Origin of the sequence: Ciceribacter sp. L1K23 (assembly GCF_018122705.1) — a bacterium.
Taxonomy (GTDB): Bacteria; Pseudomonadota; Alphaproteobacteria; order Rhizobiales; family Rhizobiaceae; genus Allorhizobium.
In genome coordinates this window covers 3,063,072-3,078,655 of the sequence record NZ_JAGRRC010000001.1, presented here as the reverse complement: position 1 = coordinate 3,078,655, position 15,584 = coordinate 3,063,072, and the positions used below count along the sequence as shown (strand labels likewise).

The following is a 15,584-nucleotide window of genomic DNA, read 5'->3' as shown; positions in this document are numbered from 1 at the left end:
GTTAGTGCCGGTGTCGTGCCCCGCATGATCCTTCGAGGTCCTCGCGTTCGCGAGGGCACCTCAGGATGAGGGCGTGCCGGGTGGTGCTCCGCCAGCTTGGTCATCGCCCAGTGCCCCTCATCCGGCTGCCGCCACCTTCTCCCCGTGGGCACGGGGAGAAGGGACTCGTGGTACCGCCGGCGCTCCATCCTTCTTCTCCCCGCGAGCGGGGAGAAGGTGCCGGCAGGCGGATGAGGGGCATGCGCTGCCATCTCCAAGTGTCGCTGCATCATCCATCTCCTCAATCCATCCCCCTGCGAGACATTCGCCCCTTCAAGCTCGGCAAGGCGGCAGAACTCTAACCGTTGATCCACCACGGACTTCGTCTCCCAAGTCATCGCCACCTCCCAGAATCAATCCGGAAAGTGTCAGGCATGTCTATGAACACCTGTCAGCTATGTATCAGGGCCGAACATCAAGCCCGAGGATGACGGAGTGTGGGGTGGGTGTTGGTGCGACAAGAGAGGTTCCCGCAGATTAGAGGCCTCTTGTGGCACCGGTCGCCTCCTCATCCGGTCGTCATCCTCGTCCTCGGGTTAAACCCGAGGATGACCCGAGGATCCAGAGCCAAGCCAACCAACGTCGCTCAGGGCCAAGCCTCAAATTTTGCAAGAGAGGGCACCACCAGCGGCCAGCCTCGTGCTTCGAGGCGCCTTTGGCGCGCCTCAGCATGAGGCTGGAGGAAGATGGGCGTCCTCGGCTGACGGGAGGGGGCGCTGTGCCGGCCTTGGTATGGGCCCTCACGCCAAACCCTTACTCCGCCGCCGCCAATATCGAATCCCGCGTGGTCGAAAGATCGGTGATCAGGCGCTGTAGCGTCTCGGGGGAGAGGCCGGTGGCGGTGCCGATGCAGGGGGGGATGGATTTGGCTGTTTCCTTCAGCGCCTTGCCGCTGTCGGTGAGGCGGACGCGGACCTGGCGTTCGTCGACGGGGTCGCGCGTGCGGGTGACATAGCCCAGCCCTTCCAGTCGCTTCAAAAGCGGGGTCAGCGTGCTGGATTCCAGAAAGAGCGTCCGGCCGATTTCCTTCACCGTCACGTCATCCTGCTGCCATAGGGTGACCATGACAAGATACTGCGGATAGGTGAGGTCCAGCGCGTCCAGGAGCGGACGGTAGATCTGGTTGAAGGCATGGCCGGCGGAATAGACCGCGAAGCACAGGAACGTGTCGAGGTCGAGCGGCGTCTTTTCGGGTTCGGCGGTGGTGTCGGACATGGGCGGTTTTTGCTCGTTCATCATGTGACATATATAATCGTGCACGATTTAATCGCAAGCGCTTGACATCGGGAAAAACGGAGCTCATATAGATCGCACACGATTAGATCGTGAACGATTTAAATGCCGACCGGCCGGATGCCGGATTGAAACCGAAGGAGTTTTGCCATGACCGAGACTTTCGTGAAGACCGCAGACGGCGTCGACATCTTCTACAAGGACTGGGGCCCGAAGGACGCCCAGCCGATAGTGTTCCACCACGGCTGGCCGCTGTCGAGCGACGACTGGGATGCCCAGATGCTCTATTTCGTCGGCAAGGGCTACCGCGTGATTGCCCATGACCGCCGTGGCCATGGCCGCTCCGCCCAGGTTTCCGACGGCCACGACATGGACCACTATTCGGCCGACGTCTTAGCACTTACCGAAAAGCTGGACCTGCGGAACGCCATCCATGTCGGCCATTCGACTGGGGGTGGGGAAGCCGCCGCTTACGTTGCCCGTCATGGCGCCGGTCGCGTCGCCAAGCTGGTCATGGTCGGCGCTGTTCCTCCGATCATGCTGAAGACCGAAAACAACCCCGGCGGCCTGCCGATGGAAGTGTTCGACGGGTTCCGCTCCGCACTCGCCGCCAACCGCGCGCAATTCTATCTCGACGTGCCCTCGGGTCCGTTCTACGGCTTCAACCGTCCGGGCGCTCAAGTGTCCGAAGGGGCGATCCGCAACTGGTGGCGCCAGGGCATGATGGGCAGCGCCAAGGCCCATTACGAAGGCATCAAGGCCTTCTCCGAAACCGACTTCACCGACGACCTGAAGGCGATCGACGTGCCGACGCTTGTCATGCACGGCGACGACGACCAGATCGTGCCGATCGACAACACCGCCAAGCTCGCCGTCAAGCTTCTGAAGAACGGCGCACTGAAGGTCTACGAGGGCTATTCGCACGGCATGCTGACCGTCAATGCCGACGTGCTGAACGCCGACATGCTGGCCTTCTTCAAGGCCTGACACAAACCAGTCCGAAACGGGAAGGGCGCGGGATCGATCCGCGCCCTTTTTCCGTTCAGGCGCCGCGTGCGGCGGCAGCGGCGATCGCCAGCGTATCACGTCGTTCGCTCGCCAGCAGCCGGGAGCCGTCATCCGGCCCGCCGCCGAGCAGCCCTGCCGCACAGGAGGAATAGATCGACATCAGCATGGCCGGCTGGAACGGCAGGAGCGGGAGTGTCGACAGTCGCTGCCGCGCCTCGGCGAGCGTCGAGGGGCGATAGGCGACGCCGAGCTTGCCCGCCAGATCGGCCATCGTCCAGTCCGCCCGGCCGGGAAGATCATAAGTGACATTCCGGTGCGCCGGCGGATCCGAGAGAACGGCGACGGCGATATCGGCCAGATCCTCGCGTGCGATGCAGGGCAGGGGCGCTTCCCCGAATGGCGCCTGGATGATGCCGTCGACCGGCGCGGCCAGCGCGCCGACCAGCTCCGCGTAAAGCCCGTTGCGCAGGATGGTCCACGAGAGCGAAGCCTTGCCGAGCCGCCGCTCGGTCCAGCGATGCGCGAGCGCGAAGCCGAGATGGTCGCCGGTGCCGGTCAGGCTGGTATAGACCACGTGGCCCACGCCCTGGCGTTCCGCCGCGCCGATCACCGCATCGTGGCGCCGGATGACCACGTCGTCCTCGCCATAACCGGCGGAGACCAGGAGCAGGGTGTCGATACCGGTGAAATCGAGGCTGGCGGGATCGTCGAAATCGATCCATCGCCGGTCGGGATCGCCGGGGCCGGCCTTGTGGCTGCCGACGACGATGTCGAGACCGGCCGCCTTTGCCTTTTGGGTGACGAGGGTGGAGAGGTGGCCGCTGCCGCCTGTGATCAGAATCATATCTTGCGTCCTCCGTGTTGGGGCCGCATCTATCTATTGGGACAGGTCGCCGGGCGTAAGGAGGCACATCAATGTTCGCTGACAGAGAGATTGCGACGGGCGAGTTGGAACCGTGCGGACTGCCGGAGCACGAGGATTGCGGGCTGCGGCTGGTGCTCGACCGGCTTGGCGAGCGCTGGACGGTGATGACCGTGGCCGAGCTCTCCGCCGGACCCAGGCGATATCGCGAATTGCAGCGAGGTCTCGACGGCATCACGCAGCGGATGCTGACGCTGACGGTGCGGCGGCTGGAGCGCGACGGCTATGTCAGCCGCGTGGTCGAACCCACCAATCCGCCCTCCGTGACCTACGAGCTGACGCCGCGCGGGAAAAGTTTCGCGGCAATCGCCGGCCGCCTCGTCGACTGGGCGCGCGTGGAAAAGCCGTTCATCGAGGCGTCGAGGCGGGCGTTCGACAGCCGGAATTGATTCGATCTTCCGGGCAAGCGAACCGTCACAGTGTCGGCAGCATCGTGCGGATGTGCTGCGCGAACGCCCTTGTGATCGGCGAGGCGCGCTGGTCGTCCATGCGCACGGTAAGGCCGATGGTCGGCAGCTGGGGCAGGCCGTTGCCGGAGAGGATGGCGAGGTCGTCGGGCACGGCGGCGCGGGTCAGCACCGCGATCGCCTGGCCGGAGCGAACGACGGCGAGCAGGCCGGCGAGGCTGCCGCTCGCATAGGCGAGCTGGTAGGGTCGGCCGATCCGCTCCAGCGCGGCGATCGCGGCGCGATGGTCTAGCGTATCGGGATCGCCGAGCGCCAGCCGCAGCGGCCCGGAAGCATGGCCGCCGCCATCCCGCGCCCCAACCCAGACGATGTCTTCATGGCGCAGCACCGCGCGCTCCGGCGCGAGCGGCACGGAGGTCAGCGCGAGATCGAGGCTCTTGCGGTCGAACTGGGCCAGAAGCCGGGGTGTCGAGGCGCAGACCACCTCGATGAAGGCCTGCGGGTGCAGTTCCGCGAAGCTGCGCAGCAAGGGTGGCAGGAAGGCATCTGCATAATCGTCCGGGCAGCCGAAGCGCAGCGTGCCGGAGATGCTGCGGCCCGAAAGCTCGGCGAGCGCGTCGTCATGCGAGCGCAGAATGCGCCTCGCATGGGTGAGCAGACGTTCTCCGTGGACGGTGAGCGAGACGCCTCGGCCCGAGCGGTTGAGCAGGGTCTGGCCGACGACCTCCTCCAGCCGTTTCATCTGCATGCTGACGGCTGCCTGGCTGCGGCCGACGCGATCCGCCGCGCGGCTGAGCGTGCCCGTCTCGGCGATGATCGAGAAGCAACGCAGGAGATCGATATCGAGATGAATTGCCATAAGTTTTCCTGAAGCCCCGGTTCAGAACTATAAGCTACCATGGGGGATGTTCTGTCCATAGTCTGATTTGGATGTCACCAACCGGGATCAACTCCATGAGCAAGAACGCCGATGCCAATTTCTGGGCCAAGGCCGACAAGCACCTGATCCGCTATGGCGGAACCTTCGAGCGCATGATCGTGGAGCGGGCCGAGGGCAGCTTCGTCTACGACGCCGACGGCCGGCCGATCCTTGATTTCACCTCGGGCCAGATGAGCGCGATCCTGGGCCACGGGCATCCGGAAATTGTCGAGGTGGTCTCGCACCATGTCCGCAATCTCGACCATCTCTTCTCCGGCATGCTGAGCCGTCCCGTGGTGGAGCTGGCGGCCGAACTGGCGCGGGTCGCACCGGGAGGGCTGGAACGCACCATGCTGTTGACCACCGGCGGCGAGGCCAACGAGGCGGCGCTGCGCATGGCCAAGCTCGTGACCGGCGGCTGGGAAGTGGTGAGCTTCGCCCAGTCCTGGCACGGCATGACGGCGGCGGCGGCGTCCGCCACCTACAGCCACGGCCGCAAGGGCTACGGCCCGCCGACGGTGGGCTCCTTCGCCATTCCGGTACCGAACGCCTATCGCCCGGCCTTCGAGAAGAACGGTGCGCCGGACTGGCGGGCCGAGCTCGACTATGCCTTCGCGCTGATCGACCAGCAATCGACAGGCAATCTCGCCGCCTTCATCGCCGAGCCGATCCTGAGCTCCGGCGGCATTATCGAACTGCCCACAGGCTATCTGGCGGCGCTGAAGCAAAAGTGCGAGGAGCGCGGCATGCTGCTGATCCTCGACGAGGCACAGACGGGCGTCGGCCGCACCGGCCTGATGTTCGCCTGTGAGCGGGATGGCGTGACGCCCGATATCCTGACGCTGTCGAAGACGCTCGGCGCCGGACTGCCGCTCTCGGCCGTGATGACGACGGCGGAGATCGAGGCCCGCTGTCATGAGCGCAAGTTCCTGTTCTATACGACGCACGTCTCCGACCCGCTGCCGGCGGCCGTCGGGCTGAAGGTGCTGGAGATTGTCGAGCGGGACGGACTTGTAAACCGCGCGGTGGAGGCCGGCGCGCGGCTGGCCGACGGTTTGCGCGCGCTGCAGCAGCGCTTCGACTGCATCGGCGACGTGCGCGGGCGCGGTCTCCTTCTCGGCATGGAGATCGTCGCCGACCGGCAGACGAAGACACCGGCGCCGGAGCTCGGCGGGCGCATCACCAGCCGCTGCATGGAACTCGGCCTGTCGATGAACATCGTGCAGCTGCCAGGCATGGGCGGCGTCTTCCGCATCGCCCCGCCGCTGACGGTGAGCGATGCCGAGATCGACATGGGCGTCGAGATTCTGGGGCAGGCGATCGCCCAGTCCGTGTGAGGAAATTCAGGCGGCAGCCGCGGGCGTGCGGCTTGGCGGATGCCCGACCACGCGCTTGAAGGCGCGGCTGAAGGCGGCCTGCGAGCCGTAACCGAGCCGGAGCGCCGCCGTTTCCACCGGCACGCCATCGCGGGCGATCCACTGCGCGGCGAGCCGCATGCGCATTTCGGTCAGGTACCGCAGCGGCGGTATGCCGGTGGCGGCGACGAAACGTTCGGCGAAGACGGAGCGGGACACGCCCATCTGCCGGGCAAGCTCGGCAAGCGTCCAGGTGCGGCCGGGTTCCCGATGCAGCGCCACCAGCACGCGGCCGAGTTTCGGATCGCGAAGGGCGGCGATCCAGCCGGTGGCGTCGCCGCAGCCGCATTCCACCCAGGCCCGCACGATCGAGGCGGCGACCACGTCGGCGAGACGGGCGAGGATGCCGGCATAACCGGCCCGGCCATCGCGGGCTTCGCGCGCCATGGCCTCCAGCATCGGCAGGATCTCCGGATAGCGGTTGACCAGGGTGTCGACCCGCATCACCTCCGGCATCATCGAAATCAAGGGATGCATGCTGCCGAGATCGAAATCCATGCAGGCGGAGAACAGGAGCACCCGGTCGGCCGGCGGGCAGGCGAAGTCGTCGCAGGCCTTGATGTCGCTGACCAGCGTGCAGAGCGGTGACTTGCTGAGCTTGCCGAGATCGGCGCAGGGCTGGGAGAGGTGCTCCGACGAGCCGAGGAGATGCAGGCCACCGCGCGGCAAAAGCGCCGCGTCGCCCGCCGTCATCCTGTGCAGCACGCCTGACGGAGAGCGAAGAATGACCACGCCGCGCGCCACGAACAGGAATTTCGCCCGCGCATCGCCCTCGCCGAAGGCATAGGAGAAGGGCGGGGAGAGCTCGACGCGGCGGTAATCGACGCCGACGAGGCGCATGCCGAGCAGCAGCTCGCTCACCAGATCGGTGTCGAGCGGCGCGGACTGGGGAGCATTTCCGGACGGACGATCAAGCATGGAGGATTTTGTGACATAGAAAGTCCGGCCCGTCCAGTCTACTTGTTGTCTCGTCTTTTCCTCCCGATCCAAGGACAACACCGATGCTTTCCAACACCACGACAGCCGCCGACGAGAGCGCGGCGAAGGCGCCCGCCTGGGCCGCCGTCGCCTCGATGACGCTCGGCGCCTTCAGCCTGGTGGCGGCCGAATTCCTCCCCGCCAGCCTGCTCACCCCGATCGCCGCCGACCTCTCGATCAGCGAGGGCGCCGCCGGACAGGCCGTCACCATGACCGCCGTCTTCGGCTTCCTCGCCGGCCTGCTGATCGCCACCGCCGCCCGCACCGCCGATCGCCGGCACCTGTTGATGGGCTTTTCGCTGGCGCTCATCGTCTCCAACCTGCTCGTCGCCTTCGCGCCAAGCCTGCCGCTGCTGCTGCTCGGCCGCATGCTGCTGGGCGTCGCGCTCGGCAGCTTCTGGGCGCTCTCGACCGCCGTCACCATGCGGCTCGTGCCACAGGCTTTGGTGCCGAAGGCGATCGCGGTGCTGATGAGCGGCGTTTCGGCCGCGACCGTCTTCGCCGCCCCGCTCGGCAGTTTCCTCGGCGATATCGTCGGCTGGCGCGGCGTCTTCCTGCTCGCCTCGCTGCTGGGGCTCGTCGCCTTCGCCATGCAATGGCGCAGCCTGCCCTCCATGCGGCCCGCCTCCAGCGCCAAGCTCGGCACCATGGTCGAGGTGCTGATGCGGCCGGGTACCGGGCTCGGCATGGTCGCCGTGCTGCTGGTCTTTGCCGGCCACTTCATCTTCTTCACCTATCTGCGCGCCTATCTCGAAACCGGCAGCGGATTCTCAGTCGAGGCGATCTCGTCGATCCTGCTCGGCTTCGGCGTCGCCAATTTCCTCGGCACCTTCCTCGCCGGCCGCATGGTGGCGAAGAGCCTGCGGCTGACGCTGGTGCTCGTGCCGCTCCTGATGGGCACGCTGGGGCTCGTGATGGTCGGCATCGGTGCGTCGCCGGTTACGGATATCCTCGGCACGGTGCTCTGGGGCATGCTGTTCGGCGGCATCCCGGTCGCCTGGTCGAGCTGGATCGCCCGCAGCATTCCGGACGAGGCCGAAAGCGCCGGCGGCCTCTTCGTCGCCTCGATACAGCTTGCGATCGCGCTCGGCGCCGGCTTCGGCGGTCTCATCTTCGACCTCGCCGGCGGCACCGGCACGATCGCCGCCAGCGGCGCGGTGCTGCTGCTCGCCGCCGTCAGCATCATGCTCGGCGTGCGGACACGGGAGCCGGTGGCGGCCGCGGCCTGAGGCACGGCACGATAACGACGACATCGGGGGCGGGGGTTTCGACCTCCGCCTTTTTGCGTAGAGGGTGGCTCAAGACCGGTTGTCGAAGCGGGCCTGCGCCGTCTTGAGGTCGGCCTGATGATCGAGCGCCCAGTCGTAGAGCGCCAGGAACGGCTCCTGCAGGGTCCGGCCGAGCGGCGTGATGGAGTATTCGACCGCGATCGGCGAGGTGGTCGTCACCGTGCGCTCGATCAGGCCGTTGCGCTCCAGCCGCCTGAGCGCCTCCGTCAGCGCCTTCTGCGTGATCCCGTCCATCCGCCGCTTCAGCGCATTGAACCGCTTCGGCTCCTGGCAGAGGAAGGTGAGGATCAGGATCGACCACTTGTGCGCGATCTGCTCCAGAACCGGCCGCACCGACGGCAGCGTTTCGATGACTTGGTCTTCCGTGTAGGGCATGGCGGTTTCCTCGGCGATACCTGGGCTACTTCAAGTGCGTAATTGACACCTAGTACACAAGATATACCTCTTGTCCATGCTTTCCGTCATCAACCCCAGGAGATCGACATGACACAGCCCCGCCCCGCCACATCCGACCTGACATCCGCCTCGATACCGGGCACGGCCATCGTCACAGGCGCATCCTCCGGCATCGGCCGGGTCTATGCCGAAAGGCTCGCCGCGCGCGGCCATGACCTCATTCTCGTCGCCCGTCGCCGCGACCGGCTGGAGGAACTGGCCGGCGATCTGAGGGCACGGTTTTCGGTGAACGCCGAGGTGCTGGTCGCCGACCTCTCGACGCAGGAGGGGGTCGCCACGGTCGAACGCCGGCTTGCGACCGATGCCTCCGTCTCGCTGCTTGTCAACAATGCCGGCTTTTCGGCGCTGAAACTGCTGACCGAGACGCCGGACGAGACCATCGGCGGCATGATCGCCCTCAACATCACGGCGCTGACGGTGCTTTCCAAGGCGGCGCTCACCGCGTTCAGGCAGCGCGACGCGGGAACGCTCGTCAATATCGGCTCGGGTGCCGGCTTCAGCCCCTATCCCGGCATCCCCGTCTATGGCGCCACCAAGGCCTATGTCTTCCTCTTCACCCGCGCCTTGCAGCAGGAGGTGGCGGGAACGGCGGTGCGCGTCCAGCTTGTCCTGCCGGGCGCTGTGATCTCCGAAGGCTGGGAGGTCGCCGGCGGCGACGCGCTGGAAGCGCTGCCGGATAGTATCGTCATGACGACGGAAGACTGCGTCGACGCAGCCCTAGCGGGCCTAGACCAAGGCGAACCCATCACCGCCCCCTCGCTCCACGACGCCTCCCTGCTGGAGGAGTTTCTGGGGCTATCGGGGAGGATGCTGGAGTCGGTGTTCGATGCGCGGCCGGCGGGGCGGTATGGGGTGGGAGGGTGATGGGGGGGAAAGCAGGGCTCTTCGCTTGGCAACTGAAGTGCTCTCCTCAGCCGGGCGCCTCAATTAAAAAGAGTAGAGGAAAACGGCTGTTGTAAGCTGTTAAGCAATGGGTCGGAGAATAAAATAAAGATCGAGTCGTGAGCTGAAGGCTTAAAGGCTGTGTCAGACAATACCGCCGTCGAGGATAGGGTTATACAATTGGGCCCCGGCCTCTCGTCAATTCCAGAGCGTCTACTTCTCGCTCATGCGCGGGGAGACGTTCTCTTCATATGCGGCGCAGGCATATCGCAGCCCGCAGGGCTTCCGAATTTCCGTAGTCTTGTTCTCGAAGTTTACGCTACACTTGATGCTTCGACGCACAGTGTCTTAGTGCGATTGCCAACCGAGGCTTGCAGCCGGTGGGAAGCTGATTGCGCCGGTCTTACAGATCAGCAGGCAGCGGAAGTCAAAAGGTTCGTATTAGGTGATTACGATGTGGTTCTAGGTATGCTTGAGCGCAGACTAGATGACCAAACTCGTGGCGACAGCCAGGTCAGACGTGCAGTCTCCGCGATCCTGCGTGCAGGCGCGACCCCCGCCCCCATTCACAAGGCGCTAATTTCCCTTGCTGATCGCGGCGGAGCCAAGACCATTGTGACGACAAACTTCGATCTGTTACTTCAAACCGCCGCCCAAAGGCTTCGATCACCCTTAGAGACCTATTCTCTTGGCTCCATTCCGCGACCATCCCGTAACTCTGAATTCTCTGGGGTTCTTCACATACACGGGGCGCTGGACAAGAACCCGGAACGAAATTCTGAATTTGTTCTATCTGATCAGGATTTTGGGGAATTCTATCTTCGCCGTAGGGTAGTTCCGGATTTCATCTATGACGCTGCGCGACTTTATAACCTAGTACTTGTGGGCTATAGCGCCAACGATCCGCCTATGCGTTATCTGCTCAATGCGGTTGCAGCAGACGGCCGACGCTTTGACGACTTGAAGGAGCGATTTACATTTTTCGGCATGACCCGGCCTGACCCGGTCGTGCTTGCGGACTGGTATGGGCGCGGCATCACCCCGATCCACTATGACTCAGCGAATGAACACAACGCACTTCGGGCAACCTTGGAACGGTGGGCGACCTTATCTGCGATAAATGGTAACCAAGAAAATATCGATGCCGAACTCAGGCGAATTGTAAAAGTCGCGAGGTTCCAAGCGAGGGACTCGGACCGAGACCTTTTCGACCATTTCTTCCGTAGAAGTAATCCAGGGGAACGTGTTCGTCTTTCAGCTTTGGTTTCCGATGCCAAGGCAGAGGTTGGTTGGCTCGATGCAATTGTTCGCGTTTGCGCTGAAACCGAACGGGGACGGAGGCAGTGATCCGGCCGTGGGATGATCTATCGCTGCAAGACCGCGACTTGTTGAGAACCGTGGTCGGCTTCCTGAACAATAGGCTTGCGGAAAAAGACACGGTTGAATGGGCTTTGAAGCTAAAGCCGGGGCAGCGAATCGAACGGCTAGCGGTTGAGTACATACTGACAGGCCCCGGCGCGCGCTTCCTTCCAGAACCTTGGGCTTCGGCATGGCGGTTGATAGAAGAAAGCTGGGCTTCTTATCGTTCCGACCGACACGACGGCACAGCCCTCTATCACATTCAGCACCGGTTGAGATCGGGAGATCGATCTGGTGCAGCGGTCACCGCAATTTCTAATCGCGTAGCGCCACGACTTGAAGTTGAACCGATCGGTGAGTGGCGTTGGACCTTCATTAAGAAGCCCCGCAGGCCGAAGACTGTTGAGCACATACTTTCCGCCCGCTTGACGAGCGGAGACTTGATTGACCTGCAAGTACTCGAATTAGCTCGTCTTGATGATGTCGCTTTTCTGACCGCCTTGGCCAATGCGTTGGAGGCGGCCGTTAATCATGGTCTTGATACTGCTCGCAGGATAGGATGGGACGGCGAAAGGCGACTATGGCGACTCGGTGACTTAAATAGAGTTTACTACTTGTCTGACGCTCCAAGAGCGCGAGAGACTGGTGACCCAGATGCGTACCATCATGGTATAGCGCCGTCGGTGAAACTGCTGCACGCGGTCGTCGCAAGAATTTTAGAACTTGACGTAGGAACGGCGCGGACTTTCGTCCAACGCTGGAGGCTAAATAGTTCACCAGTGCATCTTCGTTTGTGGGCGGCGATGTCTCGGAACGAACAGGTCAGCTCTGCCAAAGCTGTTTTTACCTTCCTCGCTACACTTGATCAGGACCAGTTTTGGGATTTGCACAGCTACCCGGAAATCGCCGAGCTGCGGGCCGTCCGTTTTGGGGACATGGACGCAGAAGAGCAAACTCTTATTATCGCGAGGATCCAGAAAGGGCCCCCTCGCAACCATTGGCCGAAGAAGTTAAGCACTGCCGATGCAAAGGAAGCGCGGCTGTTTTGGTCCTTGCGAGAACTAAGGCGAATTGAAGTCGCCGGAGGTATGTTGCCAGAACGAGCAAAGGCTTGGTTTGAGTCGCGCCTGGCGCAATTTCCTGAGTTGCCTGACATGACCATCGATGAAGGGTTTTCTGAAGGTGTAACGGTCACTCGTGGCGAAATAGGACCGGACGCCAAATACGAAAATCTTTCCGGGGTAGAACGGCTGAAGGCGCTCGAAATAGCTTTAGGAACCGCGCGGGGCGGCTGGGATGACGACCCCGCAGAACGCGCAAACTCATGGATCCTCCAGCCAGGCAATGCCGACCGGGTGCTTGCTGACTTCGAGACCACCCATGACTGTGGCGACCAGTTCCCAAAAGTCTGGAACAGGTTTGGTTGGGCGCATAGACAGCGAGATCATGATGGAAACGCGAAAGACGAAGCGCATTTGGCCACACAGACTGGAAGGGTTTTGGGCCTGCTGACGCACTTATCCGATTCAACGCTTTCAAGTGCAATCGAAGGCATATGTTCATGGCTAGATGCTTGGGAGGAACAGGCCGTCAAAGACCCTATAATCTTGCCTATTTGGCTTCGCCTATGGCCGCTCGCTGTAGCGGCGACTGACCGTTCGCCGCACGAGAACGCTGACGAAGAAATGACGGTCATCACTAACGCGAGGGACGACGACCATGACCGCGATGGAAGCGCGGCGCTGAACACACCTGCTGGCAAACTGACGGGCGTTTTCTTTGCAGTTTGGCGTAGACACGTTGGGCCGAAGAAACCATTCCTTCGTGGAAGTGAGTTGCGCCAGATGCGCGACAAGTTAATCGCAACTGAAGGCCGGAGCGGATTGCTGGTCCGATACCGGATGATTGAATATCTTCCTTACTTTCTACACACTGATCCCGCTTGGGCACGTGAACACCTTATTGCACCTTTGCGCAACGATGACGGTACCGCCTTGGCGCTCTGGCGAGCTGTTGCAAGGCGCACTCTCTTCACCGAAGTGCTAAAAACGATCGGTGAGCCGATGGTGGATCGCGCAAATGATCGCCGACTTGGCCGGGAAACGCGTCGCAGGCTAGTTTTCAGCCTAGTGATAGAATCCCTTCACGCTTTCCGTGAAGGCCGTGAGCCTGCTGTGCCTAACCAACGAATAACGCAGATGCTGAGAACGCTGGATGATGAGGTGCGTGCATCGGCGGCGAACGCAGTTCAGCAATTCGTGCGCGACCTCTCTGCGAAGAAGGTGTCGAACACCAGAAAAGGTGACGTGGAGCAAGAAGATTTCGCAGCGGCAGCGACACTGTTCCGTTTAAGTGCCGCACCTTTTCTTCGAGAGGTATGGCCGCAAGAGCGGTCGCTGGCAACAGCCGGGGTTAGTAGTGCGCTCGCAGATTTACCGGCCACGTCAGGCGAGGCTTTCGCCGAAGCTGTCGACATAGTCGCCCGCTTCCTCGTGCCGTTCGAGTGCTGGTCCATGTTCGACTACGGCCTTTATGGTGACGAGGCCGGATTAAGGAAGCTTGCGATCATCAATGACGACGCGAAGGCAAGAGCTCTCCTGAAACTGCTCGATCTTACAGTTGGCACGTCAGAAGGCGCAGTCATTCCTCATGACCTTACCGACGCGCTGGATCAGATTGTGAGTGTCGATTCCTCACTTGCCAAAAACCCGGTATTCCGTCGACTCGCGACTGCAGCTAGGCGGTAGAGAAACGCCGGCCAAACTGTTGACGAATGTCGCTGGCTGATATTCTGGTTTGTAAGGATAGTATCCCCTCAATACAACACACTCGCCCCCTGATCCGCCGGCCCCGCCACGCGGCGCAAAGGCGCAAACAGCTCCCGTCCCATCCCGTATTCATTCCCCGAAAGGTCCGGCATAACCGCCGTCCGCTGGGCAAATTCCGTCGCGTCGACCATGACTTCCAGCGTGCCGCTGGTGGCGTCTAGGCGGATCATGTCGCCGTCCTTGATTTTGGCGATCGGGCCGCCGTCGACGGCTTCGGGCGTCAGGTGGATCGCCGCCGGGATCTTGCCAGAGGCGCCGGACATGCGGCCGTCGGTGACCAGCGCCACCTTGTGTCCGCGATCCTGCAGGACGCCGAGCGGCGTGGTCAGGCGGTGCAGTTCCGGCATGCCGTTCGACTTCGGGCCCTGGAAGCGCACGATCGCGACGAAATCGCGGTCGAGCTTGCCGGCCTTGAAGGCGGCCTGCAGCTCTTCCTGGTCGTGGAAGACGACGGCGGGCGCGACGATCTCGTGGCGCTCCGGCTTGACGGCGGAGATCTTGATGACGGCGCGGCCGAGATTGCCGGTCAGCATCTTGAGGCCCCCCGTCGGCTGGAAGGGCTCCTCGACCTTCGCCAGAACCTTCGGATTGCCGCTTTCCTCCGGCGCCGGGTCGCGCACCACGGTGCCGTCGTCGCCGAGCTTCGGATCGATGGCGTAGGCCTGGAGACCCTGGCCCCAGACGGTGCGCACGTCGTCGTGCACATAGCCGGCCTTCAGGAGCTGCTTGATCAGGAAGCCCATGCCGCCGGATGCGTGGAAATGGTTCACGTCGGCAAGCCCGTTCGGATAGACGCGGGCGAGCAGCGGCACCACGTCGGAGAGGTCGGAAATGTCCTGCCAGGTGAGCTGTATGCCGGCCGCGCGCGCCATGGCGACGAGGTGCAGCGTGTGGTTGGTCGAGCCGCCGGTGGCATGAAGGCCGACGACGCCGTTGACGAAGGAGCGCTCGTCGATCATCTCGCCGACGGGCGTGAACTCGTTGCCGTGCGCGGTGATGGCAAGCGCGCGCTTGGCCGCTTCCTTCGTCAGCGCGTCGCGCAGCGGCGTGTTCGGATTGATGAAGGAGGCGCCGGGCGTGTGCAGGCCCATGATCTCCATCAGCATCTGGTTGGAATTGGCGGTGCCGTAGAAGGTGCAGGTGCCGGGGCCGTGATAGGACTTGGATTCGGCCTCCAGAAGCTCGGCGCGGCCGACCTTGCCTTCGGCATAGAGCTGGCGCACGCGGGTCTTCTCGTCGTTCGGCAGGCCCGTGGTCATCGGACCGGCGGGGATGAAGATCGTCGGCAGGTGGCCGAAGGTCAGCGCTGCGATCACGAGGCCCGGCACGATCTTGTCGCAGACGCCGAGATAGACGGCCGCGTCGAACATGTTGTGGGAAAGGCCGATGCCGGCCGCCATGGCGATCACGTCGCGGGAGAAGAGCGAGAGCTCCATGCCCGGCTGGCCCTGGGTGACGCCGTCGCACATGGCCGGCACGCCGCCGGCGACCTGCGCCACGCCGCCGGCTTCCCGGGCCGCCTGACGGATCATCGCGGGATAGGTCTCGAACGGCTGGTGGGCCGAGAGCATGTCGTTATAGGAGGTGATGATGCCGAGGTTCGGGATGGTATCGCCCGAGAGCGCATCCTTCTCGGCGGGGGAACAGACCGCGAAGCCGTGCGCGAGGTTGCCGCAGGAGAGCACCGAGCGGTGCACGCCCTTGGACGCGGCGCGGCGCACGCGATCGAGATAGGGCTCGCGGGTGGGCTTGGAGCGCTCGACGATGCGGCGCGTGATCTCTTCGATGCGGCGGTCGGCGGCCATGTCCATGTCCTCCTTGGGATCTCACAGTTGGGCTCGCGGGGCAT

13 protein-coding genes are annotated in these 15,584 nt (G+C 63.3%); 7 read left to right on the top strand and 6 right to left on the bottom strand.

Annotated elements, in window-relative coordinates:
• Positions 1–792: 792 nt before the first annotated feature.
• Complete coding sequence (locus J5J10_RS14845) at positions 793–1,254, bottom strand: MarR family transcriptional regulator (protein ID WP_211930471.1); 462 nt, start codon at positions 1,252–1,254, stop codon at positions 793–795.
• 168 nt (positions 1,255–1,422) lie between these two features.
• Here J5J10_RS14845 and J5J10_RS14840 point away from each other — a divergent pair, with 168 nt between their 5' ends.
• Positions 1,423–2,259, top strand: a complete 837-nt coding sequence (locus J5J10_RS14840; RefSeq protein ID WP_211930470.1) for an alpha/beta hydrolase — start codon at positions 1,423–1,425, stop codon at positions 2,257–2,259.
• Between the two features lie 55 nt (positions 2,260–2,314).
• Here J5J10_RS14840 and J5J10_RS14835 read toward each other — a convergent pair whose 3' ends face one another.
• Positions 2,315–3,124 (bottom strand): NAD(P)H-binding protein, encoded by an 810-nt coding sequence (locus J5J10_RS14835; RefSeq protein WP_211930469.1) that lies wholly within the window; start codon positions 3,122–3,124, stop codon positions 2,315–2,317.
• Positions 3,125–3,195: 71 nt separating this feature from the next.
• Here J5J10_RS14835 and J5J10_RS14830 point away from each other — a divergent pair, with 71 nt between their 5' ends.
• Positions 3,196–3,591, top strand: a complete 396-nt coding sequence (locus J5J10_RS14830) for a helix-turn-helix domain-containing protein (protein WP_211930468.1) — start codon at positions 3,196–3,198, stop codon at positions 3,589–3,591.
• 25 nt (positions 3,592–3,616) lie between these two features.
• Here J5J10_RS14830 and J5J10_RS14825 read toward each other — a convergent pair whose 3' ends face one another.
• Complete coding sequence (locus tag J5J10_RS14825) at positions 3,617–4,468, bottom strand: LysR family transcriptional regulator (protein WP_211930467.1); 852 nt, start codon at positions 4,466–4,468, stop codon at positions 3,617–3,619.
• Positions 4,469–4,563: 95 nt separating this feature from the next.
• Between J5J10_RS14825 and J5J10_RS14820 the strand changes: the two genes are divergently transcribed.
• Positions 4,564–5,865 (top strand): aspartate aminotransferase family protein, encoded by a 1,302-nt coding sequence (locus tag J5J10_RS14820; protein ID WP_211930466.1) that lies wholly within the window; start codon positions 4,564–4,566, stop codon positions 5,863–5,865.
• Positions 5,866–5,871: 6 nt separating this feature from the next.
• Here J5J10_RS14820 and J5J10_RS14815 read toward each other — a convergent pair whose 3' ends face one another.
• Positions 5,872–6,861: an AraC family transcriptional regulator gene (locus J5J10_RS14815; RefSeq protein ID WP_211930465.1), complete on the bottom strand. Its 990-nt coding sequence runs from the start codon at positions 6,859–6,861 to the stop codon at positions 5,872–5,874.
• Between the two features lie 83 nt (positions 6,862–6,944).
• Here J5J10_RS14815 and J5J10_RS14810 point away from each other — a divergent pair, with 83 nt between their 5' ends.
• Positions 6,945–8,150 (top strand): MFS transporter, encoded by a 1,206-nt coding sequence (locus tag J5J10_RS14810; protein WP_211930464.1) that lies wholly within the window; start codon positions 6,945–6,947, stop codon positions 8,148–8,150.
• A 69-nt stretch (positions 8,151–8,219) separates the two neighbouring features.
• On the opposite strand, the gene J5J10_RS14805 is transcribed toward J5J10_RS14810, so the two are convergent.
• The gene (locus tag J5J10_RS14805) at positions 8,220–8,585 is read right to left on the bottom strand and encodes a helix-turn-helix domain-containing protein (RefSeq protein ID WP_211930463.1); all 366 of its coding nucleotides are present in this window, start codon (positions 8,583–8,585) and stop codon (positions 8,220–8,222) included.
• Between the two features lie 108 nt (positions 8,586–8,693).
• On the opposite strand from J5J10_RS14805, the gene J5J10_RS14800 reads away from it, so the two are divergent.
• The 3 genes from J5J10_RS14800 to J5J10_RS14790 all read left to right on the top strand — a co-directional run bounded on the left by J5J10_RS14800 (position 8,694) and on the right by J5J10_RS14790 (position 13,654).
• Positions 8,694–9,530: an SDR family oxidoreductase gene (locus tag J5J10_RS14800; protein ID WP_211930462.1), complete on the top strand. Its 837-nt coding sequence runs from the start codon at positions 8,694–8,696 to the stop codon at positions 9,528–9,530.
• Between the two features lie 486 nt (positions 9,531–10,016).
• Positions 10,017–10,895, top strand: coding sequence for an SIR2 family protein (locus J5J10_RS14795; RefSeq protein ID WP_211930461.1), 879 nt, complete (start codon positions 10,017–10,019; stop codon positions 10,893–10,895).
• Positions 10,892–13,654, top strand: coding sequence for a hypothetical protein (locus J5J10_RS14790; protein WP_211930460.1), 2,763 nt, complete (start codon positions 10,892–10,894; stop codon positions 13,652–13,654). The genes J5J10_RS14795 and J5J10_RS14790 overlap by 4 nt, the downstream gene beginning before the upstream one ends.
• A gap of 68 nt (positions 13,655–13,722) precedes the next feature.
• On the opposite strand, the gene edd is transcribed toward J5J10_RS14790, so the two are convergent.
• Positions 13,723–15,540, bottom strand: coding sequence for a phosphogluconate dehydratase (gene edd / locus J5J10_RS14785; protein ID WP_211930459.1), 1,818 nt, complete (start codon positions 15,538–15,540; stop codon positions 13,723–13,725).
• Positions 15,541–15,584: the final 44 nt, after the last annotated feature.